The sequence below is a fragment of the Desulfoscipio geothermicus DSM 3669 genome (assembly GCF_900115975.1).
Lineage (GTDB): Bacteria > Bacillota > Desulfotomaculia > Desulfotomaculales > Desulfallaceae > Desulfoscipio > Desulfoscipio geothermicus.
Genome location: NZ_FOYM01000021.1, coordinates 1 through 25626, shown reverse-complemented (window position 1 = coordinate 25626; position 25626 = coordinate 1). Strand labels below are relative to the sequence as shown.

The 25626-nt window shown below is 50.5% G+C and carries 23 protein-coding genes; 11 read left to right on the top strand and 12 right to left on the bottom strand.

Features of this window, described 5'->3' with window-relative positions; all coding sequences use genetic code 11:
• The first annotated feature begins 155 nt into the window (after positions 1 to 155).
• The 3 genes from BM299_RS20480 (at position 156) to deoC (ending at position 4065) form a co-directional block, all read left to right on the top strand.
• Entirely contained in the window at positions 156 to 434 is a 279-nt protein-coding gene (locus BM299_RS20480) for a hypothetical protein (RefSeq protein ID WP_165608310.1), read from the top strand.
• A gap of 189 nt (positions 435 to 623) precedes the next feature.
• Positions 624 to 3299, top strand: coding sequence for a DEAD/DEAH box helicase (locus BM299_RS12650; RefSeq protein ID WP_092484842.1), 2676 nt, complete (start codon positions 624 to 626; stop codon positions 3297 to 3299).
• A gap of 94 nt (positions 3300 to 3393) precedes the next feature.
• Positions 3394 to 4065, top strand: a complete 672-nt coding sequence (gene deoC / locus BM299_RS12645) for a deoxyribose-phosphate aldolase (RefSeq protein WP_092484953.1) — start codon at positions 3394 to 3396, stop codon at positions 4063 to 4065.
• Positions 4066 to 4215: 150 nt separating this feature from the next.
• Here the strand turns inward: deoC and BM299_RS12640 are convergent, their stop codons facing one another.
• Both BM299_RS12640 and BM299_RS12635 read right to left on the bottom strand, forming a co-directional pair.
• Positions 4216 to 4548 carry a carboxymuconolactone decarboxylase family protein gene (locus BM299_RS12640; protein ID WP_092484839.1) on the bottom strand — a complete coding sequence of 111 codons (333 nt, stop codon included), beginning with the start codon at positions 4546 to 4548 and terminating at the stop codon, positions 4216 to 4218.
• Positions 4549 to 4579: 31 nt separating this feature from the next.
• The gene (locus tag BM299_RS12635) at positions 4580 to 4777 is read right to left on the bottom strand and encodes a hypothetical protein (protein WP_092484837.1); all 198 of its coding nucleotides are present in this window, start codon (positions 4775 to 4777) and stop codon (positions 4580 to 4582) included.
• Between the two features lie 288 nt (positions 4778 to 5065).
• Here BM299_RS12635 and upp point away from each other — a divergent pair, with 288 nt between their 5' ends.
• Both upp and uraA read left to right on the top strand, forming a co-directional pair.
• Positions 5066 to 5704 (top strand): uracil phosphoribosyltransferase, encoded by a 639-nt coding sequence (gene upp / locus BM299_RS12630; protein ID WP_092484834.1) that lies wholly within the window; start codon positions 5066 to 5068, stop codon positions 5702 to 5704.
• A gap of 72 nt (positions 5705 to 5776) precedes the next feature.
• On the top strand, positions 5777 to 7060 hold the full coding sequence (gene uraA, locus BM299_RS12625) for a uracil permease (RefSeq protein ID WP_092484831.1): 1284 nt from the start codon (positions 5777 to 5779) through the stop codon (positions 7058 to 7060).
• A 98-nt stretch (positions 7061 to 7158) separates the two neighbouring features.
• Here the strand turns inward: uraA and BM299_RS19410 are convergent, their stop codons facing one another.
• Entirely contained in the window at positions 7159 to 7323 is a 165-nt protein-coding gene (locus BM299_RS19410) for a hypothetical protein (protein WP_165608309.1), read from the bottom strand.
• 134 nt (positions 7324 to 7457) lie between these two features.
• Between BM299_RS19410 and BM299_RS12620 the strand changes: the two genes are divergently transcribed.
• The 3 genes from BM299_RS12620 to BM299_RS12610 all read left to right on the top strand — a co-directional run bounded on the left by BM299_RS12620 (position 7458) and on the right by BM299_RS12610 (position 10641).
• A complete protein-coding gene (locus BM299_RS12620; protein WP_092484828.1) occupies positions 7458 to 8684 on the top strand; it encodes a M48 family metallopeptidase in 1227 nt (408 codons plus the stop codon).
• A 68-nt stretch (positions 8685 to 8752) separates the two neighbouring features.
• On the top strand, positions 8753 to 9406 hold the full coding sequence (locus tag BM299_RS12615) for a hypothetical protein (RefSeq protein WP_165608308.1): 654 nt from the start codon (positions 8753 to 8755) through the stop codon (positions 9404 to 9406).
• Positions 9355 to 10641, top strand: coding sequence for a prenyltransferase/squalene oxidase repeat-containing protein (locus BM299_RS12610; protein WP_092484822.1), 1287 nt, complete (start codon positions 9355 to 9357; stop codon positions 10639 to 10641). Before BM299_RS12615 ends, BM299_RS12610 begins: the two co-directional genes overlap by 52 nt.
• 123 nt (positions 10642 to 10764) lie before the next feature.
• Here the strand turns inward: BM299_RS12610 and BM299_RS12600 are convergent, their stop codons facing one another.
• On the bottom strand, positions 10765 to 12654 hold the full coding sequence (locus BM299_RS12600; RefSeq protein WP_092484820.1) for a hypothetical protein: 1890 nt from the start codon (positions 12652 to 12654) through the stop codon (positions 10765 to 10767).
• 403 nt (positions 12655 to 13057) lie between these two features.
• Here BM299_RS12600 and BM299_RS12595 point away from each other — a divergent pair, with 403 nt between their 5' ends.
• Positions 13058 to 15139 (top strand): sigma-54-dependent Fis family transcriptional regulator, encoded by a 2082-nt coding sequence (locus BM299_RS12595; protein WP_165608307.1) that lies wholly within the window; start codon positions 13058 to 13060, stop codon positions 15137 to 15139.
• Between the two features lie 6 nt (positions 15140 to 15145).
• Here BM299_RS12595 and BM299_RS12590 read toward each other — a convergent pair whose 3' ends face one another.
• From BM299_RS12590 to BM299_RS12560, 7 genes are read right to left on the bottom strand one after another with little or no spacing between them, the layout of a single operon-like run.
• Positions 15146 to 16288, bottom strand: a complete 1143-nt coding sequence (locus tag BM299_RS12590) for an acyl-CoA dehydrogenase family protein (RefSeq protein ID WP_092484814.1) — start codon at positions 16286 to 16288, stop codon at positions 15146 to 15148.
• Positions 16289 to 16290: 2 nt separating this feature from the next.
• Positions 16291 to 17115: an SDR family NAD(P)-dependent oxidoreductase gene (locus BM299_RS12585; RefSeq protein WP_092484811.1), complete on the bottom strand. Its 825-nt coding sequence runs from the start codon at positions 17113 to 17115 to the stop codon at positions 16291 to 16293.
• On the bottom strand, positions 17116 to 17574 hold the full coding sequence (locus tag BM299_RS12580) for a MaoC/PaaZ C-terminal domain-containing protein (RefSeq protein ID WP_207545179.1): 459 nt from the start codon (positions 17572 to 17574) through the stop codon (positions 17116 to 17118).
• A 30-nt stretch (positions 17575 to 17604) separates the two neighbouring features.
• Positions 17605 to 18045: a MaoC family dehydratase N-terminal domain-containing protein gene (locus BM299_RS12575; protein WP_092484808.1), complete on the bottom strand. Its 441-nt coding sequence runs from the start codon at positions 18043 to 18045 to the stop codon at positions 17605 to 17607.
• Positions 18046 to 18061: 16 nt separating this feature from the next.
• Complete coding sequence (locus tag BM299_RS12570; RefSeq protein WP_092484805.1) at positions 18062 to 18277, bottom strand: hypothetical protein; 216 nt, start codon at positions 18275 to 18277, stop codon at positions 18062 to 18064.
• 25 nt (positions 18278 to 18302) lie between these two features.
• A complete protein-coding gene (locus tag BM299_RS12565; RefSeq protein ID WP_092484802.1) occupies positions 18303 to 19478 on the bottom strand; it encodes an acetyl-CoA acetyltransferase in 1176 nt (391 codons plus the stop codon).
• A gap of 12 nt (positions 19479 to 19490) precedes the next feature.
• Entirely contained in the window at positions 19491 to 20903 is a 1413-nt protein-coding gene (locus BM299_RS12560; protein ID WP_092484799.1) for an OB-fold domain-containing protein, read from the bottom strand.
• A gap of 345 nt (positions 20904 to 21248) precedes the next feature.
• Here BM299_RS12560 and BM299_RS12555 point away from each other — a divergent pair, with 345 nt between their 5' ends.
• Together BM299_RS12555 and BM299_RS12550 are read left to right on the top strand one after the other, a co-directional pair.
• Positions 21249 to 22916: a long-chain fatty acid--CoA ligase gene (locus BM299_RS12555; RefSeq protein WP_092484797.1), complete on the top strand. Its 1668-nt coding sequence runs from the start codon at positions 21249 to 21251 to the stop codon at positions 22914 to 22916.
• 83 nt (positions 22917 to 22999) lie between these two features.
• Positions 23000 to 24547 (top strand): long-chain-fatty-acid--CoA ligase, encoded by a 1548-nt coding sequence (locus BM299_RS12550; protein ID WP_092484794.1) that lies wholly within the window; start codon positions 23000 to 23002, stop codon positions 24545 to 24547.
• A 64-nt stretch (positions 24548 to 24611) separates the two neighbouring features.
• Here BM299_RS12550 and BM299_RS12545 read toward each other — a convergent pair whose 3' ends face one another.
• Positions 24612 to 25250: a phosphatase PAP2 family protein gene (locus BM299_RS12545; protein ID WP_092484791.1), complete on the bottom strand. Its 639-nt coding sequence runs from the start codon at positions 25248 to 25250 to the stop codon at positions 24612 to 24614.
• Positions 25251 to 25626: the final 376 nt, after the last annotated feature.

Here is a 25626-nt window from a genome sequence, read left to right as displayed (position 1 = left end):
TAGATAAATATTTGGATATAAGGGGAAGATGAAAGTAAAGTGTTTCCGGTTGGGAAGGGTTAAGGGATAAGCAAGCGGTAGAAGATGCTAGAGAAAATGCCAGACTAAACCGGATCTTAAATGTTGAATTTATCTCCGGCCAGGCCGAGAAAGTAGTGCCGGAGATGCATGCAAAAGAAATATGGGCTGATGTGGTAGTACTGGACCCTCCAAGGAAGGGCTGTGACAGGGTACTGCTTGATACTGTAACATCCATGAAGCCGGAGAGGATAGTTTATCTGGATATGTGTTTTTTATTCCCTGTATTTATCATCATCGCCATCATGGCCACCAAAAAAAGAAGGCTTCGGTTTATTATTGATTTCCACTATCTTTATCTGGGGACCTTGCTTTTTTCGGTGGCCCTGGGCGGAATTCTGAAACCCGCTCTATAACCAGGCCGGGGACGCCGGGGAAATATGGTTGTATCTCGGTATGTCTGCAATCTTTTTGGCCCTGGCAGTTATCTATCTGCGGAATTTGAAAATAGTTGACAAGTCGATAAGCGGCAATTAACTTATTAAAAAGTGTGCTTGCTTTATACTAATTACAGTTACGACGGGTCTGACCCCCGGGAGGAAATCATGCACAGGTTGTTGGACCAGCGAGGCATAAATTCCGTACATACCATAAAACCCAGGAAGGCACAATACGGGCCTTTCCCGCCCGGCGTTCCGGATGATCTTATCAGGGTGCTGGCCCGGCAGGGCATCAAAAAACTATATGCTCACCAGTCGGAGGCTGCAGGGCACATCATGGCCGGCCGGAATGTGATTATAACCACCGGCACGTCCAGCGGCAAATCTATGGTCTATACCATTCCGGTTTTCAGCGCCCTGTTCAATAACCCGCGAACCCGGGCCCTGTACATATCCCCGGCCAAGGCCCTGGGGCAGAACCAGGCGGGTGCCATGAACGAACTGGCGGCGCAAATTGACTGGCCCCGGGGCAGGCCGGTCATAACCACCTGTGACGGTGATACGTCGCAAAACGAGCGGCGGGGAATTATCAACGAATCCGGTGTGATCATCACTACCCCGGATTTCATCCACGCCTGCCTGCTGCCCAGACACCGGAGTTGGCCCGGCTTTTTTACGGGCCTGCAGTATGTAATAATTGACGAGGCCCACGTATTAAAAGGCGTGATGGGCTGCCATTGCCTGCAGGTTTTTCGCCGGCTCAGGCGCATTTGTGATTATTACGGCGCCCGCCCGGTGTTCATTCTGTGCACGGCGACCATCGCCAACCCCGGGGAGTTTGCCGGGAACTTGACCGGCCTGCCGTTCCGGGCGGTGACCGGTGAAACGTCCGCGGCCGGTGAAAAAACGGTGGCTTTTTATGAGCCCCCCACCTATGAAACCGAGGATGGACAAACCAAACGCCGGTTGACCCACTTTGAAGCGGCCAGGGCCGTGGGGCGGTACGTGGAAGCCGGGCGGCGGACGATAATGTTCTGCCGTTCCCGGCGGGTTGTGGAATCTGCTTACCGCAAATTGCAGGAAAACTTCTCCGGCACATCCGGCCAGGTTACCACCTATAAAGGGACTTACTCGCCGCAATTTCGTCGGGAAATTGAAAACAGGCTGTTTACCGGCAAACTGAAAGGGGTTATCACCACCAACGCCCTGGAACTGGGTATCAACGTCGGCGACCTGGATACCTGCATTCTGGCCGGGTTTGCCGGGAGCATTTCATCCACCTGGCAGCAGGCGGGGCGGGTCGGGCGCAAGGGGCAAAAATCACTGATTGTGTTGATGGCCAACGAAGACCCGCTGGACTTTTATATCGTGCGCCACCCGCATTATTTCTTCGGCCAGCCCTTTGAAAAGGCGGTGGTAAGCGAAAAAATGCAGTTCCTGGTGGACCACTTGCCCCTGGCCGCTGCCGAACTGCCCCTACGCAAAGAGGATACTGCCTACTGGGAGCAAGGCATTTACTACGAAGCAGTGAAGCTGCTGTTGAAGCACGGGCGGCTGAGGCTCATCACCGACCGGCCGAAAACCTACGGCTCGGCGGAGGACCCGGAATTCTTCAGCCTGCGCGGGGAAAGCGATAATTACCAAACCCTCGATCCGGACGGTCGTATTGTTGAACAATATAATTATGACGATGTGTTGAAAGATGCCTACCCGGGGGCCATATTGCCCGTTTATGACCGGATGTATCTGGTGGATGAAATTGATTTCGACCGGAAAATCATTAAGTTAAAGGATTTGCCCCAACAAATGATTGGCTGCTATACCAGGGCTGTTATAAATTCCCGGATTACCGTGGAAAAGGTGGACCGCACCCGGCAAGAGGATAACTTTACTGTTCACGCCGGCGTTCTCAACATCCATAAAAGTTTTACAGGTTACACCCTGGTGGATGTGAAAAATGAAACCAAAAACATTTATGAACCGAAGCAGCCTGTTAAACCCATTGATTTTCCCACCGCCGGCATCTGGCTGGACATAGATTTGAGTAACCTGATCCCCGCTCTGAAATATGAGGCCGTACATGCGCTGAAGCACTTGCTGCACATTGTGATTCCACTGGAGGTGATGTGCGAGCGTCATGATCTGGGGGCCAGCATGCTGGTTGAAGGCGATAATGCCCGGATATTTATATATGACAACTATGCCGGCGGCGTGGGGTTGGCTGAATCGGCCTTTGCCGATATCAAACGGATTTTGGAGCGTTGCTATGAACTGGTGAAGGGCTGCGGGTGTACCGGGGGGTGTCCGTCATGCATCATTATTCCCCAGTGCCTGCAGGCCAATGAACGGCTGAGCAAGGAGGGCGCTATAAAACTACTGGCCGGGATTTTGGGCAAAGAAACATCCCGGATGCATATCCCCATCCGGTCGGATAAAGAAAATATGACGGTAAAAGCTAAAAGCCGGGCCGATATCCGGTTGGAAGCCCGGGCGCTGGAAATGGAATTGCAAGAGTATGCCAGGGCCGTTGATCACGCCAGGACGCACTTGCCTGCGGTAGTGGAATGCGTTAAATCTCTTTACGGCAGGAGATTAATTAAACAGGAGGCTACGCTGCTGGCGGTGTTATACCTCTTGATATCCTGCACCGGCAAACCCGTTCCGGGCCGGGTTTTGAAACAGGCCGTGGCGCAATGCACCCAGTGGTCCGTAATGTACAGGTTGTCTTTGCGCAATCTGCGGGACAGGGGGTTTATTACGGGTTCGGACGAGCAGTTCGCTCTATTGCCGGGTGTAAAAAAGGATATTGACAGTCATTTCCGAAAAGCCGCGCGGCAGTAAAAAATGTATTAAAAAACTTTTTCAGTATATCGGTAAATACGTAATAGCATAAATTATTGCAATTACGTAAATGCAAAGAGGAGTTATCATGATTATGCAAATACCTCAAAAAAAAATGGCTAAAATGATTGACCATACTCTGCTGAAACCGACGGCAACCCGCGAGGATATTATTAAACTGTGCAGCGAAGCCCGGGAATACAGTTTCGCCGCCGTCTGTATTAACCCGTTTTACGTACAGCTGGCGGCGAAAAATTTAAAGGATTCCGGCGTGCTGGTATGCACTGTCATCGGTTTTCCCCTGGGCAGCGCATCCATGGCCAGCAAAGCCTTTGAAGCCGCTGAGGCCGTCAAAAACGGCGCCCGGGAGGTGGACATGGTTATCAATATCGGCGCGCTGAAAGAAGGCCGCGAGGGTGTTGTTTTAGAGGATATCAGGGCGGTTGTGGAGGCGGTTCGCTCGCAGGAAGCGGATGCTGTCACCAAAGTGATTATTGAGACCGGCTATTTGACCCGGGAAGAAAAAATAATGGCCTGCCGGTTGGCCGGGCAGGCGGGCGCGCATTATGTTAAAACCAGCACCGGTTTCGGGCCGGGCGGCGCGACAGTGGAGGATGTAATGCTGATGCGGGAAACTGTGGGGCCGAGTATGGGGGTTAAGGCCTCCGGCGGCATAAAAAACGTTCAGCAGGCCCTGGCGATGATCGAAGCCGGCGCCACGCGTATCGGGGCCAGCGCGGGGGTGGAAATAATAAGAAATCTGTAGGCTTACTGTTTTGTATGAACGCATGAGTCAGCAGGGCATGAAAGGTACACAGGGCCAGTAGTTTTTCGCAAGCGATGTATCGAGCGCTGCCGTCCACAGATACGCAAGCAAGCGGAAAAACTACCGGCCCCGCTCCAAGTGGCGATGCCTTTAGATTTCGTTCCACAACCGGGCCACCAGAGTGCTGTAGGCAAAACCCGGGCCTCCGTGCATCAGCATGGCCATGCTGCAAACCTCAAGGACTTCGTCGAAACCGATGCCCATATCTTTTATGGCCTTGAGGTGGATGGCGATACAGTAATCGCACTTGAGAACCAGGGCCATGCCTAGTCCGATCAGCCTTTTTTGCCTGACCGAAAGCTTGCCGTCTTTTAGAATTGTGTCGTGCAGTTCCTGAAACTTGGTCATTGCTTCGGGCAATTCCTTTTGTAATAAAACTTTTCCTTCAGCCAGTTGGTTAAGCAATGTCTCGCCTTTGTTCATAATATAATGCCTCCTCATGGTAAAATGTATATTATTTATTTTCCGCCAGCAGTTTTTCTATTTCTTTAATTTTCTCTTCCAGTTCCTTTATCTCGGCTTCATACCTGTGTCTGGCGTGCCCGGGGACGTGAATAGTAGTTTTTTCCAGCATAAAGTGCCTTTCTTGCTTGAGATCCTCAAGATCTTCCTGTAAGTTTTCCAGCTTTTTTTCCAGTTCGCGCCGATTCATAATTACCCCCTTGATATAATCCCTGTAATAAAAAGTTTATTAGTTAATAATAAATATATTAACTAAATAATAACAAACCTGAGCCCATTGCGCAAACGGTTTTTAATGATTATTTAAAAAACGCCCCCGACCGGGGGGCCACGGAAGAAAAGGGTGTGTCGGCATTATTTTCGGGGCACATTAATACTGCATGTAAAATAATTGATTTGGCATAAAGGAAAATGATGTTTATTGTCGAAAATAATGTGGGATTTGCCTGAAAATGCTTTAGGAGATGGAGGGAAAAAATTGAGTTCGGTTTGTGTAGTGGATCACCCCGTAGCCGGAAACTGCCTGAGAATCCTGCGTGACCGGCGGACGGAAACCGAGGGTTTCCGCAAGGAAATGAAAAGATTGGGCTGGCTTTTGGCCATAGAGGCTACCAGGGATATCGAGTACGCCATGGATGCCGTGGTAACTCCGCTGGACGTGCAGGTAAATTGTCCCAGGATAAAGGACGACAGGATACTTTTGGTGCCCATTTTACGGGCGGGGCTAGGTTTTGTGGACAGCTTCCTGGATATTTTCCCGGCCGCCAAGGTGGCCCACGTGGGGGTGTCCCGGGATCACGACACCCTGGAGGCCATCACTTACCTGGATACCGTGCCCGATAATCCGGCTGCCTTCGACCGGGTTTTTGTGGTGGACCCCATGCTGGCCACGGGCAACAGTAGCGTCAAGACCCTGGAAGTAATTACCGGCAAGGGTTACAGGCCGGAGCAAATTACCTTGGTCTGCGCCCTGGCGGTAAACCGGGGTATTGAGCAGGTGCACGGCAAGTTCCCCGCTGTAAAAATCGTCACCGCGGTCATTGACCCGGAATTGAATGAGAAAGCATATATAGTACCCGGCCTGGGTGATGCCGGGGATCGCCTGAATTTAATTTAAGATGGAAGCAGCAATAAGGCCGGTTGCCGGCAGCAAGTATCCATTAGACGGTTGATTTGGAGGGAAACAGCTTTGTCCAAGAGAGTTATTCAGGTGGAAGAACGCCTGCCGCTGCTGCAATCTTTGCCCCTGAGCCTGCAGCACCTCTTCGCCATGTTCGGAGCGACCGTGCTGGTGCCCATGATATTTGAAGTGGACCCGGCCACGGTGCTACTTTTTAACGGTATCGGCACCCTGTTATACCTGGTCATCTGCAAGGGCCGGATTCCGGCTTACCTTGGTTCCAGTTTTGCGTTTATATCACCTGTACTGGTGGTGCTGCCAAAATACGGCTACGAGGCGGCGCTGGGCGGTTTCATCGCTGTGGGCCTGGTGTTCAGCGCCGTGGCCCTGATTATCGGCGCCACCGGCACCGGGTGGATTGACGTGGTGTTCCCGCCGGCGGCCATGGGCGCCATCGTGGCGGTCATCGGCCTGGAACTGGCCCCGGTGGCGGCGGATATGGCCGGGCTGACCGCGGAAAAACCGGACCCCGCGGTAATTACGGTGTCATTGTTCACCCTGGCGGTAACCATATTGAGTTCCGTGCTGTTCCGAGGCTTTCTGGCCATCATTCCCATTCTGGTCGGCATTGTGTCCGGTTATGTCCTGGCCTTGTTCATGGGCATGGTTGATACCTCTTTTATGGCGGCGTACACCAATCACGGTTCTCTTCAAGAGTTGTTCAGTTCACTATTTGTCAAGCCTACTTTTTACAAACCAGAATTTAACCCGGCGGCCATCGCCGTTGTTTTACCCGCGGCTCTGGTGGTGATCGCCGAACACATCGGACACCTGTTTGTAACCAGTAACATTGTGGGCCGGGACCTGGCCAAAGAACCCGGGTTGCACCGCTCCTTGCTGGGGAACGGGCTTTCCACTTTGCTTTCCGGGTTTTTTGGTTCCACTCCCAACACCACCTATGGCGAAAATATCGGCGTCATGGCCATAAGCAAAGTATACAGCGTTTGGGTTATCGGCGGCGCGGCTGTAATTGCCATATTGCTGTCATTTGTAGGCATACTGGCGGATATTATCAGGAGTATCCCCACGCCGGTGATGGGCGGGGTGTCCCTGCTGCTGTTCGGTGTCATCGCCGCTTCCGGGGTGCGGATGCTGGTGGAAGCGAAGGTGGATTATAACAAGGCCCGCAACCTGATTTTGACTTCCGTGGTGCTGATTGTCGGGGTGAGCGGCGCCCACGTGGAACTGGGGGCGGTAAGCCTGAAAGGTATGGGGCTGGCCACGGTGGTGGCCATACTGTTGAGCCTGGCTTTCAGACTGTTTGATGCGTTGGGTGTTTCAACCGACAATTAAATAATAACGCTAAATTAAATTTGGCACAAAAAAGTTATAATTAAAGCCCCCCGGTCAAGATAAAATAAACCGGGAGGCTTTAATTATTTTATTTATTTTTAATACCTGACACTGGGCCGGAATTGATCAAGTATACCCAGCGCGACGTGTGCCAGGCCAAAACCGGTGATGCCGGCTCCCAGGCTGCCGCCCACCAGTCTGCCCAGTCCCGCCACGGCGGCGCCGGTGCCCAAAATGATCCAGCTTGTTTTGGTGCCTTTCATAACACTCACCTCCTATTATTATTGTCTCATCCACAACAGCTGCTATGCCGAAATACCGGATGGAATTACTGATAACAGTGGGAATGAGAAGAATTAATGGACAAAGAACGGGGGGATGAAAACTGCAACCCAAAATGAACATTATCTGGTTGTCGCTCATTGTTCTGGTGGGAGTATTCAGCCTGCTTTACCTGTGGTTTACGTTATTTCCCGGACGAGTCAATCCCGAAATTTGGCAGTATTTCAATGCCCGGCAGGTGAGCCAGGGCCGGGCGTACAACCAGGTTCTACGCATAGTGTTTATCATTGGTTTTATTATTGAGACGGTCTTTTTAATTTGGCTGGTGTTTGGCGGCAAGGCTGCGGCTATTTCCCGCTGGGCCCAAAACGTTACCGGCGGCAGCCTGTGGGGCTACCTGTTGTTTTTTTTCATTCTCTGGTTAATGCTACGGCTGATTAATTTGCCTTTCAGACTATTTGGCAGCTTTTACTGGCAGCACCGGTGGGGGTTTTCCACCCAGACCCTGGGTTCCTGGTGGGTGGATTATTTGAAGGGGGCGGGATTGGAACTGGTTTTATCCGCTGTCGGGGTGGCCTTGCTGTTCTGGGTCATGCACCGCTGGCCGGGCACCTGGTGGTTGCTCGGCGCGGGGTTTTTGTCCCTGTGGCTGGTGGTGCAGAGTTTTCTTTGGCCGGTGGTGGTTTCGCCCCTGTTCAATCGCTTTGAGCCGGCCAAAGACCCGGCGGTTGTGTCCATGGTCCGGGAATTATCCCGGAAAGCCCGGCTGCCGGTGGACCAGGTGCTGGTGATGGACGCCAGCAGGCGCACCACCAGGGCCAACGCCTACTTCACCGGACTGGGCGGGACAAAGCGCATTGTACTGTACGATAATCTGCTGAATGATTACCCGCTGGATGAGGTGAAAGCGGTGGTGGCGCACGAAATGGCCCACTGGCGGCAGGGGCATATTATCAAGGGGTTGGGCCTGGGCGTGCTTGGTAACTTTTTTATCTGGGCCATGTTGTTTGTGGTTTTGCGCACCACCATCCCCAAAACCGCTTACTTCCCGCCTTACACCTGGGCGGTGATGCTGTTGTTCTTTTCTTTGATTTCCTTTGCTTCCAGCCCACTGCAAAACTATATTTCAAGGGGTATGGAAAAGGAGGCGGACCGGGTTGCGGTGCAACTGACGGATGACGTCCGGGCAGCGGTTCGCCTGGAAGTGAATCTGGCCGTCAAAAACATGTCAGACGTGTCGCCGCCGGCTTTTATCGAATGGTTCAGCCACAGTCACCCCTCCGCTCTGACCCGCATTCAAGTTGTCAAGCGGGCCGGCAGTCAATTGAGTAAGGGCAATTAATGATAGTTATTGTTTCCTTTTTCTTTTATGCTGCATAAATTAAGGAAAAAGCAAAGGGGTTATTTGTTTTGGCTGGAAGTTACCTGCAAGAGAAGGTTCACACAAAAATAAAGCAGGTTGCTGAAAAACTGGCCGGCGTCCAGGGGACTGACGGTGCCTGGCGTTACTGTTTTGAAAGCGGCACGGTAACTGATGCGTATATGATTATTTTACTGCGCCATTTAAATATCCATGATGAAACATATATCAACCAATTGGTTGCTAGAATAATTTCCAAACAACAGCGGTCCGGAGCGTGGAAGCTCTTTTATGACGAACCCCGGGGTAACCTGTCGGCGACCATTGAATGCTATTATGCCCTTCTCCTGGCCGGTTACAACAAGGAAGGTCCGATACTGAAAAAGGCCGGGGATTTTATCCGGTCCATGGGCGGACCTCACGAGGCCGGTTCGTTGACGAGGGTGATGCTTGCTCTTACCGGCCATTACGATTGGAACAACCTGCCGGATATTCCGGTGGAAATCGTGCTGCTGCCCACGTGGTTCCCTGTCAACTTTTACGATTTTGTCGGGTACGCCAGGGTCCATTCAGCGCCGATTTTAATATGCGCCGCTAATAAATACTCGCATAAGCTGCCCGGTTATGATTTGATTGACCTTTACCCCTCCGGATCCCGGCAGGTACCACCTTCCGAGTCGCCGCAAATTTTACAATTGAGATAGCAAAATTAATTCAACTGCTGCCGTTTCCGCTGTCTGAAATAAGAAATATGGCAATGAAAAAGTTGGAAAGATTTATGCTGGCCAGAACGGAAATGGACGGAACCCTTTATAGTTATTTTACCAGTACTTTCTTAATGATATTTGCCTTGTTGGCCCTGGGTTATGACAGCAGGCACCCGGTGATTGTAAAGGCGGTTGAGGGCCTTAGGGCAATGGTCTGTTATACGGGTAGTAATTATCACCAGCAGGAAACGACATCCACTGTATGGGATACGGCATTAATCGCCTATGCTTTACAAAAAGCCGGATTTTTGCATAACCACCCGGTAATTGCCGGGGCCGCTGCTTACCTGTTATCCAGGCAGCATACAAAATACGGCGACTGGCAGGTGCATAACCATGAGGGACGGCCCGGGGGATGGGGGTTTTCCCACTCCAATGCCATTAACCCGGATGTGGATGACACGACATACGCTTTGCGCGCCCTTTACCGGCGAGCGTCATACCGGCCTGAAACTTACGGTCCGGCTTGGAAGGCCGGGCTTGACTGGCTTTTATCCATGCAAAACAGCGACGGGGGATGGCCGGCCTTTGAAAAAAATACCGACAAGAAATGGCCGGACCTGCTGCCCATGCCCGATGCCAAGCCTGTTTTAACCGATCCGTCCTCTGCTGACCTGACCGGGCGGACCCTCGAGTTTTTGGGCTGCTATGCAGGTATGTCATTAAGCAGTAGCCAGCTTCGCAAGGGTGTCCGGTGGTTGCTGCAAAACCAGCGCCCCGACGGTTCCTGGTACGGGAGGTGGGGGATTGCTTATATTTACGGTACGTGGGCGGCGGTAACCGGTTTGAGGGCGGTGGGTGTCAACCCGCAGCACCAGGCGATTCGAAAAGCGGTCAATTGGCTGCTTTCCGTGCAGAATCCCGACGGCGGCTGGGGTGAATCATGCTTGAGTGACAGCGCGTCACGGTACGTCCCATTGGCTTTCAGTACACCGTCCCAGACGGCCTGGGCCCTTGACGCCCTGATTGCCGCCGGAATGCGGGAAAGCCCCGCCGTGGCCCGCGGTATGGGAACATTGCTTGCATTAATGGATAAGGACGACCCGGCGACCAACTACCCGACGGGAGCAGGTCTTCCCGGGGGATTTTACATCCACTATCACAGTTATCGCCATGTTTGGCCCCTGGTGACAATGAGTCATTATTTATCAAGCCAGCAAAACAATTTATAGAAAACAAGCCATGAGAAACGTTGGCGAGGAACTCACGCCTAGTTTGTTCCACTTTTCGCAGTTGATCAGCCATAAAATTAAAACTTTTTGCCAGTTGGCTCACTTCATCACGGGAAACAGCCTTTACTCTTTGGGAAAAATCCCCGCCGGCCATTGATTGAGCTCGCCGTTACGCAACACCGCACCCGTAACCCGGTTGGCGTCCCCTATTTCTGAAACGGCAATGCTTCTTTCTATGTAAATTCTACCAAATGAAGGCACTTCCACGGTTTGGTTTCCGGCTGTAACTTGCACGGAGAAATCCACGGGTCGGGCCAGAAGCCTTCCGCCCACCATAGCGGCAACAGTATTATTTATTTCTTTAACCTGGTTATCTCCTGCTTTTTTAATCGTGACAGTCACCTGAACCCGGGCAGGGTCGACACCCAGCTGAGCGGCTATCATATCCACTTGTTGTTGCAACGCCTTTGCCGGTATCCTATAATTACCCAGTTCAGTTCTTTGTTCGATCAGCGTACCGTTATCCGCCAGCCTGGAGATTACGCCGGCCGGTATTTCCGCCTTGGCTTCATCAACCGAGCCGCCAACTTCAATAACGGCTATGCTAAGGTCTGCACCAGATTCAATGGCTTGAAGCACGGACTGTTCGTCCAGCCTAACCGTGGCCACAGTCCGGCCTGCGTCATCCACTTGAACCTCGGCTGCGGTGTTGTCGGTGAGGTTAATCTCACCGGCACCCTGATTGTTATCGGAAGATTCATTGCTGCTACCGGTTTGAGAGCTGTTGCTGTCGTTGCTGCCCTCGTCCGCGGTTGGAGGTGTGTCGCTGTCATTGCTGTCCTCGTCCACGGTAACATTGAAGGTTGTAGATGCATTCCTGCCGTTGCCGTCATTTGCGATTACTGTTAAGGTTGCCTCACCGGAAGCTACCGGCGTCAATGTAAGCGTACTTTCATTTACATTTCTCAGATCATCCTCATCTTCAGCTGACAAATCAATTGATGCGTAGCCTTCGGGAAGAGGCAGGTTGATGTTGACATAAGAGTCGGTAGTGCTGCCATCCTGGTCAACCTCACTGATGGGGAACGGGACGCTGGGTTGTTCATGCATGCCGTCATATAACCGGGCGGCCAACGGGTGCATACCGTTATTGTGCCTATTCATTATCGGCGTGGAAAAGGCATAAGTTCCGGAGCCTGTCTCAACACCGCTTAGTATGCCATCATATACGGCTCCCGAGACGGTGAACGTTTCATCTTCAATGTAGCCGAATTCCACCGCGTAAGGAACACCCGGCGCCAGACCTGAAAGTTCGAAAGACAGCACGTCGTTGTTGCCCGATTTCCGGTTATAATATACCTTGTCCGTGTCGGCATTGGCTTCAGAGTCACCGGCCGTGAAAATAACCTGCGGGGTCTTCACCATCATGCTGAGACTGTCAGTAACCTCGTTCCCTTCTGAATCCCTGGCGGAAACCATCATCTCGTGGGCTCCCGGTAACGTGGGTTGATGCAACGTTTTGTAATACCCGTTTTCAACGGAATAAACAACCTCTTGCACCGAATTGCCAAATTTACATTCAAAGGATATTTGGATGATGTTCTCACCGTAAACAGAAGCATAAACAGTAATTTTGCTCCCGGCCGTAACGCTTTGACCATCTGATATAACGTTACCATCAGGTAAAACAGCTTTGGTTATCGAAACCGTAAGAGGCGTGTTGCCAACAGCATTGTATACTTTATCCACTACAGATTGCCCCTCATCGGCCGCCTGGGATACGGAACCTGTTTGTTCATCATTGGCCGCTTCGGATGTGTCACCTGGTAGATCACCATAAACCGTTCCGGATACGGTACTTGACTGATCGCCATAAACTGTTTGAGATACGGTACCAAGCTGGTCGGTTACCGTAGACGACGTATCGGCAAGGGCCATTTGCGGTATAATCAGAGTCATTGCCAGAAATATTGCAAGTATCGCGTGGATTTTACGAGTTCTGTATAATTTCATCATTTCACCTCCTTTGTCCGTTATTCATGCTAAATAAATTAACAATTTTTTTCTCAACATCCCCCCTTTACTGAAGTTTAATTGACAAAATAAATTACGCCCAACGACATAATATATTTTCCCTGGATATGTAACTTTTTCTATATACAATCTTACATAACCTTAATTGCGAAATTGATACGAAATTAACACAAAATATTAAAACAATCATGCTTATCCAATAATTATGATTTTTAACCCGGGTTAAAAAACCGGTTTTTTTGCAGCTGGAATTTAAAGATGCCAGTAAACTAAACAGCGTTACCGGATTTTATTATGTGTTTTTTGCCGGGAGTGATGAAGAGGAAATTATGGTGCAATGGAGAAGAGGAAATTAATAACCTTTGACGCAGGAGGGGATGCCATGCGCATGAAAGATTTTATGACCCCGGATGTGCCAGCTTTGCAACCGGGTGATAATCTCAGGCGAGCGGTTGAGCTTTTTCGACAAACCCGTCTTGACGGCATCCCGGTTGTGAATGAAAAAGGCTTTCTGGTAGGTCTGTTAACCAGAGTTAACTTATTTGATGCGTTGTTGGAGGGTTTTGATTTACATAAAACTGTAGATGATTTTTTAACCCGCAAGGTAGTCACAGTATACCTGGATACCCCCTATCAGGAAGTGGTGGAGTCGGTGAAGACAAGCCCTGTGGGCATGGGGGTTGTGGTTGACAATAATAATCGCGTACGAGGGGTTTTTACCAAAGTGGATATGATCACGGCCCTTTTTCGGGAGTCGGATCTGTTAAGCGCCCGGTTGCGGGCCGTGTACCAGGCCATGCACAATGGTATTGTGTCGGTAGATGAAGCAGGGTGTATAACAATGTTGAATCCTGCGGCGGAATTGCTTCTGGGTGTGCGTGAGAAAGATGTTCTTGATAAGCATGTTGCCAGTGCGCTGCCGGGTTTGGATTTGACCGGCGTTATAGAAACCGACCGGGGGGAAGTGGGTAAAAAATGCCTGGTGGCCGGGCGGGCGCTGTTAGTCAACAGCACACCTATAGCGGATAACGGGATTATCATGGGAGCCATGGCTATTTTTCAGGATCTCACCGAACTTGAACAGGTGGCGGCGGAACTGGAAAGCGTGCGAACCCTGAAAAACACTTTGCAGACTGTGTTGGATATAGCATATGACGGTATTGTCGTAGTGAACAAGGAAGGCATGATAACCTTTATTAATCAGTCACTGGCTGATTTTTTTGGATTCGATCCCGGGGATGCGGTAGGGAGACATGTTACCGGAGTGTTGGAGAACAGCCGCCTGCATATTGTGGCGCGCACCGGGGTGCCCGAAAATGCCCGACTGCAGCAGGTTGGGGGGAGCTATTACGTGGTTTCCCGTCTGCCCATTGTGGAAAACGGTCAGGTTGTCGGTGCGGTGGGCAAAATGATGTTTCGCAACCTGGAAGAGATCAGGGAGCTGGCCCGGCGTATGGATGCGCTGGAAAACGAGCTGAATTACTACCGCGAGGAACTGCGTAAAGCAGGTGGCAATCATTATACTTTTGACAATATTATTATGGTCAGTCCGTCAATGATAAATTTAAAAAGGGAGGCATTGCAGGCGGCACGGGGTGTATCCACTGTTCTTCTCCGGGGGGAAAGCGGTACCGGCAAGGACCTTTTCGCCCAGGCCATCCATGCCGCCAGTCCCAGGCGGGGCGGCCCTTTTATCAAGGTTAATTGCGCAGCCATTCCTGAGCATCTTTTGGAATCCGAGTTCTTCGGTTACGCTCCGGGTGCCTTTACCGGGGCTCAGCGGGGCGGCAAACCGGGGCGTTTTGAGTTGGCCCACGGTGGGACTATATTTCTGGATGAGATAGGAGATATGAGTCCGGGCCTGCAGGCCAAGCTGCTCCGAGTGCTGCAAGACCGGGAATTCGAGCGGGTGGGCGGCACGCGCCCCATACAGGTGGATGTACGCGTTATAGCAGCCACCAACCGGGACTTGGAGGATATGGTAGCCAAAGGTGATTTTCGGGAAGATTTGTTTTACCGGCTGAATGTCATTGCCCTTGCCGTTCCCCCGTTACGGGAGCGGCAGGAAGACATTTTACCACTGGTACATTGTTTTTTGCAAAAATATAACTCTCTGTGCGGAATGAACGTGTCAGACCTCGCCCCGGAAACAATTGAGGTTTTAAGGGCCTATCACTGGCCGGGCAATGTGCGGGAACTGGAAAATGTTATCGAGCGGGCGATTAATTTTGCCACCGGCGGAATCATCAGGGTTAAGGATTTACCGGCGTATTTGAGCCGGGTCGATGAACCGGCGGGAAAAAGGGCTGTAGTGGCAAATTACCGGGACCGCCTGGGGGAGGCTGAACGGGAGATTATTTTTTCCGCCATTAAAGCGGCCGGGGGCAACAAGACCAAAGCCGCGCGCATTCTTGGTATCAGCCGCTCCCGTTTGTACGAAAAACTAAAAAAGCTGGGGCTGTAGCGCAGGCTACAGCCCCAGCTCTTTAGCTACAATGCTTTTCATGACTTCGGTGGTACCGGCGAAAATATTGAAAATTCGCACGTCCCGGCTGTCACGGCAAATCGGGTATTCCTCACAATAACCGTAACCCCCGTGAAGCTGTAAGCAATGGTAAGATACCCGGTTGGCCATCTCGGTTATCCACCACTTGGCCATGGACACCTCTTTGACTATCCGTTCTTTAAGTATATGTTTTTCCAATAATTGCAATAAGAAGGCGCGTCCCAATTCTATTTCCGTGGCCATTTCAGCCAGTTTGAAGGTATTATGCTGGTGTTTGCTTACCGGTTTGCCAAAAACGTAACGGTTTTGGCAATATTCCACTGTGTAGTTTAACATTCTTTCAGCAAGGCCCTGGGCCATTATGGAGCAGACCAGCCGTTCTTGCTGCAGTTTCTCCATCAGGTACAAAAAGCCCTTATTTTCCTGCCCCAGCAGGTTATCCGCCGGTACCCGGCAGTCTTCAAAGATTAGCTCAGCGGTATCCTGGCTGTGAAGTCCCATTTTTTCCAATTTGCGTCCGCGTGAAAATCCCGGGCTGTTTTTTTCAACCACCATAAGGCTGATGCCCCGGTGAGGGGGGGTGGCGCCGGGATCTGTTTTGCAAGCTATGACAACCAGATCCGCCAGCATACCGTTGGAGATAAAAGTTTTGGTGCCGTTAATTACGTAATAATTCCCTTCCCGAACAGCAATGGTACGGATGGCGGCCAGATCCGAACCGGTATCGGGTTCGGTCATGGCCACTGCGGCGATGATGTCCCCGGACGCGCATCCTGGCAGCCACTTTTGTTTTTGTTCTTCGGTGCCGTAGGTTGAGATGTAAGGCACCACGATATCGCTGTGCAGGGGAAACATTACATGGGTGCCCGCCTTAGCCAGTTCCTCGGTAATGATTGCCGAGTATTCAAAACCGGCACCCGCTCCGCCGTACTCTTCATCTACCCAGGGACACAAAAAGCCGTGTTCGCCGGCCTTCTTCCATATTTCCCGCGGTACTGCACCCTCTTTTTCCCACTGCTCGTAGTAGGGAATAACCTCGGTCCGGAGGAATTTTTTAAATGCGTCTCTAAAAATTTTGTAATCACCGGTATTGAGATTGAGAGTCATATTCACATTCCCCCGGTCACGCGCAGCACTTCACCGCTGATATAATCCGCAAGGGGGGAAGCCATGAGCAAAATAGCGTTGGCAGCCTCCTCCGGGGTGCCCGGCCTTCTCAATGGTATCAGGGCTGTAAACATTTTTCTCATACTGTCCGGAATGCCGATGGCTACTTCTTGGTTATCCAGTTTTATGGCTTCGCCTTTTTCTTTGGCCTGGGTGAGACGGGTTTCGATAAAGCCGAAGGCCACAGTGTTCACGCAGACATTAAAGGGTCCCCATTCTTTGGCCAATGTCTTGGTCAGGCCCACCACAGCGGCTTTGGCGCTGGAGTAGTTGGCCTGGCCGGCATTGCCGTCAAGCCCGGCCACTGAGGAAATGTTAATAATTTTACGGGTCACCCGTATGCCTGCTTCCTTTTCTTTTTTGGCGGCGTCCCTGATATACGGAGCTGCAGCTCTGATGATACGGAAGGGAGCTGTGATATGCACTTTGAGCATGGCCTCCCACTGCTGATCGGTCATTTTATGAATTACCCCGTCCCAGGTGTAACCGGCGTTGTTAACGATTACGTCAATGCCGGGGCCGAAGGATTTCACGGCGGTATTGATGAGTTTTTCGGCAAAGTCATCGGCGGTGACGTCTCCCACGCAGGCTACGGCTTTACCTCCGCCGGCTTTGATTTCCTCCACAACTTCCATGGCCGGAGCTTCGTCCAAGTCGCTGATTACCACCCGACCGCCTTCCCGGGCGAATAACAGCGCCGCAGCCCTTCCGATGCCCCGTCCGGCTCCGGTTATTATGCATGTTTTATCTTTCAACATCAAATCCATTTAAAAAACCTCCTTGATTTTTCCCCCATGCTCCTTAAGAGGCAGGGATGCTTCAAACATACCCTTGATTTTCACACCGCCGTTTTGGTCGGCGGCAATAACCTCACCGGTTATTATTCCGAGTCCTTCTTTAATTTGTTTATCAACTATCTTACCGGTTACGGTTATCTTGTCTCCCGGTTTGGTGATGTCCACAAATCGTACTGCCAGGCGTTTTAAATTACGGTTGGGTATCCACCGGGTAACCGCCTGGCCCACAAAACCCATTATAAGCATGCCGTGGGCAATCACGCCGCCGGTTCCGGCCATTTGCCCCACTTCATCCATGTAATGCAAGGGGTTGAAGTCGCCGGACGCCCCTGCATATTTGACCAGCTGTATTTTGTCTACCGGTGGTTTGGTAAGTGGAGGCAGGGGATTTTCCATGTTAAATTCTTCATAATATACTTGGTTGTCCATATGGTTACCTCCCGGGTGTAAAACTGTTTTTTATTTTTTTTCAATTACCGTACTCCTGGAAACCAGGACTTTTTCTCCATTTTGATTGCTATAAGTGGTTTCCAGTATAAAAATACTCATTTGGGGTTTTTCAATGTAATTTTTTAGCAAACAACAGGCATTAAGGGTATCACCCGGGTATATTTCGCCAAAGTATTGATATTCTTGTTCCCCGTGCAGCACCTTAACAGGGTTTAACTGAAGTTTGCGGCACAGGGCCATAAAATCCTGGCCGCCCCAGAAGTCGATGCAGATGCCGAAAGTGGGCGGGGCGATAACGTCCCGGTAACCCCGGGCACGGGCATATTCCGGATCGGTATACAAAGGGTTTTCATCTCCTATGGCGAGGGCTGTTTCTCGTATTTTGCCCCGCTCCACCGCGTATGAGAAACTGGTTAGCTCTGTACCGATCATTTTACTGAGATCGCTCATTTCAACCCTCCTTTTCTTATATGTCCGGCAGTGATTTTTCCCCGGTGCCGGTGTATAAACTGTATAGCGGGCATGGCGCTGAGTCCGGGCAGTTTTTGTTCAGGCAGCGCCAGGAAAGCAGCCGGGTAGCTATTTGGCAGGTGTTGGTACCCTCCAAATTGTAAAGTTCTTCCACCTGAATTTCTCTGTCGGTTACCGGGCAATAATGATTATTGATCATGATGGTATACATATAATTTTCACTTCCGGTTGGTTAATCAACTGTTTTCTTTACCTACTATGCATACAGAGCATACGGCCTCCCAAGGAAAGCCCCCCAGGTTATGGGTAAGACCCAGTTTGGGGTTGTCAATCTGCCTGGGACCGGCCATTCCTCTTAACTGCAGGTACATTTCATAAAGCATGCGCAAGCCGCTGGCACCGATGGGATGTCCGAAGGATTTAAGACCCCCGTCCGGGTTCACCGGCAATTCACCGTCCAGGTCGAAAACGCCGTCCAGTACGTCGCGCCAGGCCTGCCCCCGCTCGCTGAAACCCAGGTCTTCGTATATGACCAGTTCGGTGGGGGTGAAACAATCGTGCACCTCGGCCATGCTGATTTCCCGGCGCGGGTTTGTGATGCCCGCCTGGCGATATGCATCCATTCCGGCGTGATAAGTTTCCCTTATGGAGGTAAAGTCAAAGTCCTGATGCATCGCTCCGTGTCCCGGGCCGCAAACTACCGAAAGGGCCTTGACGTATATCGGGTCCTTATTATATTTTTTGGCGTCTTCCGCCCGCACTATTATTGCTGCGGCTGAACCGTCGGCAACTCCCGAGCAATCCATAACTCCCAACGGTGCCGCTACAATGGGTGAATTGATTATTTTCTCCATGGGTATTTCTTTGCGAAATTGCGCCTTGGGGTTCAGTGCCCCGTTTTTGTGGTTTTTGTAGGCGATACGGGCCAGTACCTTTTTGCCGGTTTTCGGGTCTAACCCGTATTTTTTAAAATAGGCCGGAGCCAGAAGTGAAAAGGCTGCCGGGGCGGAGTAGTTGGGAGCGGTGCCGTCTCCCGGAGGCGGGGTGATGACCAGGCCGCTGTAGCCGGAGTCTTTTAATTTTTCCACTCCGATAGCCATGGCGATATCATATGCCCCGGAGGCCACGGCATAACACGCGTTCCTGAAAGCGTCGGTGCCGGTGGCGCAAAAGTTTTCCACCCGGGTAACCGGTTTGTATTGTGTTTTCAACGGCTCGGACAGGCTGATGCCCGCCCAGCCTGAAGCGCAGGTGCCCAGCCAGTAAGCCTGTATATCTTCCGGACTCAGACCGGCGTCCCCCAGAGCTTCGTAGGCGGCTTCCACCAGCATGTCGCCGGCGCTTTTGTCCCAGTGTTCGCCAAAGTTGGTGCATCCCATGCCCACTATGGCTACTTTATCCCTTATGCTCATGTGATCCCTCCTTTACCTTTTGGGCCTGGCTTTCCAGTAATAATTATGAATGCCTCCGGCCTTGTAGAGGCACCGGAAGGTCATTTCCACTTCCGTATCAATGGCCACCTTGTCGGGTTCGCAGTCGGTCATTTCGCACAGCAGTCTTCCCCCGCCGGCAAAGTCGATAACGGAAAATACCGTAGGCGGATCCTGCGAGAAAGTCAAATAATCAATTGTATAGGTGGCGATGCGGGCATTAATGTCGGCAAAACGGTAAAGTTCCGTTTCATCTTTAGCCTGGCAGTGTACGCATATTCTTTGGGCCGGTATTTGGGGAGTGCCGCAGCGGGTGCAGCGACAGCCGTAAAAGGCCAGGTTCTTTTTGGCATTGCGCCACATGGCCGGAGCTGAAGGGCGTTCCGGGTCCGGTCGCCGGGGCGGTTCGTGGTTCAGCATGTTTTTCCAGCGCAGGTAGGTTTGGTAACTCAAAGTAGTCTTTTTGGATGTCAGGTAACCGGACACTCCCCGGCGCGGAGAGAATTTTTTTATGTTTTCCGTTACACGCATGAGAATAGCATCCGCTCCTTCGCCGAAAGTAACCATCAACAGGCGATCTCCCGGTTCTGCTTTTTCCAGGGCCGCGGCCAGCATCAGGGGTGCATGGGCGGCCCCGGTCAAACCCACTGTATCGAACAGTCCGTCCTGTATTTGATGCTGCCTAAAGCCCAGGGACCGGGCGGTTCCTGCTTGGTAGCGGGGGGACGGCGCGTAAAGCACCAGCTTATTGACTTCTGCCGGGGTTATTTTGAGCCTGGCGGCAAGAGCGGAGAGGGCTTTGGTAACCAGGGGACCATAACCCCTGGTAATTACGAAACGTTCCTCCCATGTACGCACGTAGCGGTCGCCGGTGTCACGCCACTGGGTCAGCACATCCCCGGCAACGGTTGTTGAGTCTTCTATCTCGGCAAGAACATTTTCTCTTCCTATGACGAAGGCGGCAGCTCCGTCCCCGAAAAGCTGTTCAAACTGCCCCCTGGCTGCGCCCGGACGGCAGTCAGCCGCAGTTACCAGTACGTTTTCAGCTCCAGCCTTAACACTGTCAACAGCAGACAGCAGGGCAGTTGATCCGGCCCGCAGGGTGGAGGTGAAATCAGCGGTGCGCGCTGTTTCCGGTGCGTCCAGGGCTGCTGTTATCGTGGTGGAAGATTGTTTTTCCAGATAAGGCGGCGTGGTGGTGGCAAAATAGATACCCTCCAGGTCAGCGGGCTTGATCCCGTTCAGGCAATCCCGAGCTGCTTCCACCGCCATGGTTACACTGTCCTCGTCGTAATTGGCCACAGCCTTTTCTCCCGGCAGAGCCGGTTCGCCAAAGGCTTCGGCCAGGCGTCTTCGTTCCAGTCGGTTAAACGGAATATAGGCGCCAAAGGCAGTAATACCCACCATTTTGCAAAAACCTCCTTGTTTATCTAAAATGCTTTGAGCTTTGGAAAAACCATAACCGCAAATTATGTGCCAAACCTTATGTCCAAGAAACTGCATAATTAAACTATGCTGAAGTAAGTCAAATTGTCCACTGTCCGTATGGAAATCAGGACAGGTGTATGGAAAACGGCACATTAAACAATTATTTAGAATTTTCAGATTGGTAATTATGACATCTTATTTCCGGGCATGAATCTTGCGAGTTAAGTTTTTGTCCGTTTAGTGAATGCGCTGCCACGGAATGCCTCGGGTAAGGTGCTGAAAAATGTGTTACGGATTGGTTAAAAAAAGTTTAGGAGGTATCTGATGAATATTATTAAGGGCTTTCCCTCAACATCCATGAACGACTACCAGCTAAATACCACAACCATTATCAGGCATGCAGCTAGAAATTTCCCTGAGCGGGAAATTGTTTACCGTACCTCCGAAGGTGTTTTTCGTTACAATTATGCAGAGGCTTATGCAAGAATACAAAAAATGGCCAATGCTTTGGAAAAACTTGGGATGAAAACCGGGGATAGAATAGGGGTGCTGGAATGGAATACCCATCGTTTTTATGAATTATATTATGCAATTCCCGGTATAGGAGCGGTATTACTACAGATGAACCTGCGTATTACGCCGGATGAATTAATTTATGTGGTTAACCATAGCGAAGCAAAATTAGTTTTTGTGGACGAATCTCTTATTCCGCTTGCCGAAGCCATTGCTCCCGGCCTGAAAACGGTAAAAGGTTATATAATCATGACAAATAAAAATTTGGCTGATATAAAAACAGAACTTAATCCGGTTTATAGTTATGAAAATTTGCTAGATCAAGAAGAGCCTTATTATGATTGGCCCATGATTGACGAAACCTCTGCCTATAGTGCCTGTTATACCACCGGGACTACCGGAAAACCAAAAGGGGTTTACTATTCCCACCGTTGTATATACCTTCATGCCATGGAAGCTATATGTTACGCAGGTATTTCATGGAAGGATAGTTTTATGCAGATAGTACCAATGTTTCATGCACAGGGATGGGGATTTTTCTTCTCAGCTACTTTTATGGGGTCTAGGATTGTTTTGCCGGGACGTTATATGGTGGAAGATTTAAAATCACTGGTTGACTTGATGATTGAGGAGCAAGTGTCTATCGGATGCGGTGCGCCGGCTGTATTCATGCCCATGCTCAATTATATCAAAACATTAAAAGAAAAACCTTCTTTCAGCGGAGCCCGGTTCATATCCGGGGCTACTGAACCGCCTTTGATTATGATGAAGGAATGGAAGGAGTTGACCGGAGCCGATATTATTCATGCCTACGGCTCTACTGAAACCGCTCCGCTGTCCACCTACAACTTTATTAAACCGGATTTGGTAAAAAAGTTATCGGAAGAAGAGAAATGGAACCTTAAAAGAAAACAAGGTCTACCTGTCACTGGGATGGACATTAAAATAGTGGATTCCGAGGGAAATGAACTGCCTCGTGACGGCAAATCCTCCGGCGAAATATTAATTCGCGGGCCGTGGATTACCGGCAGTTATTACAATGACCCCAGGACCCGGGACTCCTTTTTGGATGGCTATTGGAGAAGTGGTGACGCGGGAGTAATAGATCCAGAGGGTTATGTAAAAATTACCGACCGGGTTAAGGACCTGATAAAAAGCGGAGGGGAATGGATATCTTCCGTTGATTTGGAGAACGCCATAATGAGCCACCCAAAGGTACTTGAGGCTACTGTAACCGGCGTTCATCATCCCAAATGGGAGGAGCGCCCCCTGGCCTTTGTAGTTCTTAAAGATGAATTTAAAGACCGTGTTACTAAAGGAGAAATAATTGATTATTTGGCAATCCAATTTGCCAAATGGCAACTGCCTGATGATGTGCTGTTTTTAGATGAAATACCTAAAACAAGTGTGGGCAAATTCAATAAAAAAGTTTTAAGAGAGAAGTATAAAAACTACTTGATAAATAGTACCAAAATATAACCGTTTTATATATAATGATAAACCCTGAAACTTTCAGAATCTTAAAAATAAGCAGCAATTTTTGATTATGGGAGGTTTGATAAATGGATATTGGCGGTATGCTGGCCAGAAACGCCCGGCGGCACCCGGAAAAAGAAGCCCTGGTTTATGGAGACCGGCGTTACAATTACCGGCAACTGAACGAGTCAGTTAATTGTCTGGCCAACGCCCTGGTGGGTTTGGGGGTACAAAAGGGCGAAAAAGTGGCATTTATGATGCAAAACTCCGACCGATACGTAATAACTTTTATGGCGGTTATGAAGCTGGGGGCGGTGGCGGTGCCTGTTAACTTCCGTCTGGCAGCACCGGAAGTGGAATATATAGTCAATCATTCGGATAGCGTGGTGTTTATTTATGACCCGGAATACGGGGAACTGGTTGCGTCTGTAAAGGAAAAACTGCCCCGGGTGCGTTATCTGATTTTAGCCGGGGCCGGGGAGCAGCCGGGCGATGTTCTTGGCTGGGACCGATTGGTGGCTGTGGCTTCACCCACCGAACCGGGGGGGGTGGTGGATGAGGCTGACGATTGCGAAATACTGTACACCTCCGGTACCACCGGGCGCCCAAAGGGAGCACTTTTTGATCACCACCGCATATTGCATGTAGCGTTAACCATGGTGGTGCACCTGGGGGTCAATCCCGGGGACCGGCTTCTTCATGTCGCTCCGTTGTTCCACTCTGCGCAGTTAAACCTGTTCATGGTTTCGGGCATGTACGCAGGGGCTACCCACGTGGTGATGCGGGCTTTCGATCCCCGGGCGGTATTGGAAACTTTGCAGCGAGAACGCATAACGCTTTTTTTCGGAGTACCCACCATGTATAACTTTATGTTGCAGGTCCCGGATTTTGACAGCTATGATATCAGCTCCGTTACCCGCTTTGGATACGGAGCTGCTCCGATGCCTACGGAACTGGTTCGACGGGCGCTGGCCAAGTTTCCCACCAACCGTTTCTACAACTTATGCGGTCTGACCGAAGGAGGGCCAAGCGGGGTTTTGCTTGAACCCGAGGACCAACTGCGAAAGCCGGGGGCTGGAGGCAAGGCAATAATCGGTTCCGAGGCCCGGGTGGTTGACGAAGCCGGTCAAGATGTGCTTCCCGGCCATGTAGGAGAGTTTATCCTCCGGGGGGAGACTGTCATGAAATGTTATTATAAAAATCCCGATGCCACAGCTGAAACTTTGCGGGAGGGATGGCTTCATACCGGGGACCTGGCCACTATCGACGAAGAAGGCTATATTTCTTTGGTGGATCGCAAAAAGGACATGATTATTACCGGCGGGGAAAACGTTTATTCCACCGAAGTGGAGCAGGTGCTGCATCAACACCCGGGAGTACTGGAGGCGGCAGTAATCGGGGTGCGGCATCCGGTATGGGGAGAAACAGTCACTGCGGTTGTGTGCCACAAACCGGGGGCGACTGTTACCGGTGAGGAACTTAAAGCCTTTTGTGCCAACCGCTTGGCGGATTACAAGATCCCGCGGATATACAAGTTTATCAAATTTTTGCCCCGTAATGCTTCCGGCAAGGTGCTTAAGAGAGTGCTGCGTGAGACCTATCAGGTCAGCGCCAGCGGGGATATTGAATCGTAGTGGATGATGCTGTAAACCCCCAATTCCGGTTTGGAATAAGGAGGTCATGTTATGCCAGGTTATATTACTTTTTTTGTATCACTATTACGCAAGTAATCAACCATGCCCCGCCGGCAACGAAACCGGCCAGCACGTCGCTGGGGTAGTGCACGCCCAAATAAACCCGGCTGATGCCGATCAATAAGATCAGCAGGGCCAAACCTGCGGTTACCAGGCGGCGCAGTGCTGAGGGAGAGAGGTTGATAAAAAGCAGGTAAGCTATGGCACCGTAAAAAACCACGGCCATCAGGGCATGCCCGCTGGGAAAACTGAATCCGTCAGCCGGGACCAGCGGATTTTCATTCGGGCGGGGCCGGTGAAAAAGCCATTTTAAAGCTTCGGTTAAAACCCAGCCTCCCGTTACGGAAAAAGCCGGCAAAAGTGTTCCCGCCAGTCTTCGCCCCAGCAAAAAAACCGCTATAATGGTCAAGGGGACTATTATCCATAGTGTGCCTGTGTTCCCCCAGAAGGTGATAAACTTCATGGATGCGGTTAACTGCGGGCTGGTTAAGTACCTTACGGCATCGGTTATTACCCTGTCTATGGGGGCAATTGCACCGGTAACCACTCCCCAGGCCAGGATGTTGAAAAACAGGGTCAGCAGGAGTACGGGTAAAATATCGGGAAATCTTTTAACTACCGGCTTTTGGTGTGGTTGCAACATGCTATCTTATCTCTCTTTAACGAAGTCTAATTAATTATATGCTTAATTATAATATAAGAGCCTGTTCGAAAAGCCCGTCTCTATCATGAAAAATAAAGAAATAATTACCAAAAATACCATGGCTATTTTGACAAAAATCATGTCTATTTATGCTAAACAATATTATCACGTAAATTGCGCTTAAAATTGGACAGAGATATCCTGTGGATTGTGGATAATGTTTTTTCAGGTATGAATTTAGTTTTATACACCAACCGGGTGTGTAAAACTATTGATTCGCATTTTATTCAAAAACTCATCCCGTTCCTTTGGAATAACGGTAGCACGCATATGTTTTATCATCAGCTTAATTAGTCTAAAGATGTCCGTCATTACA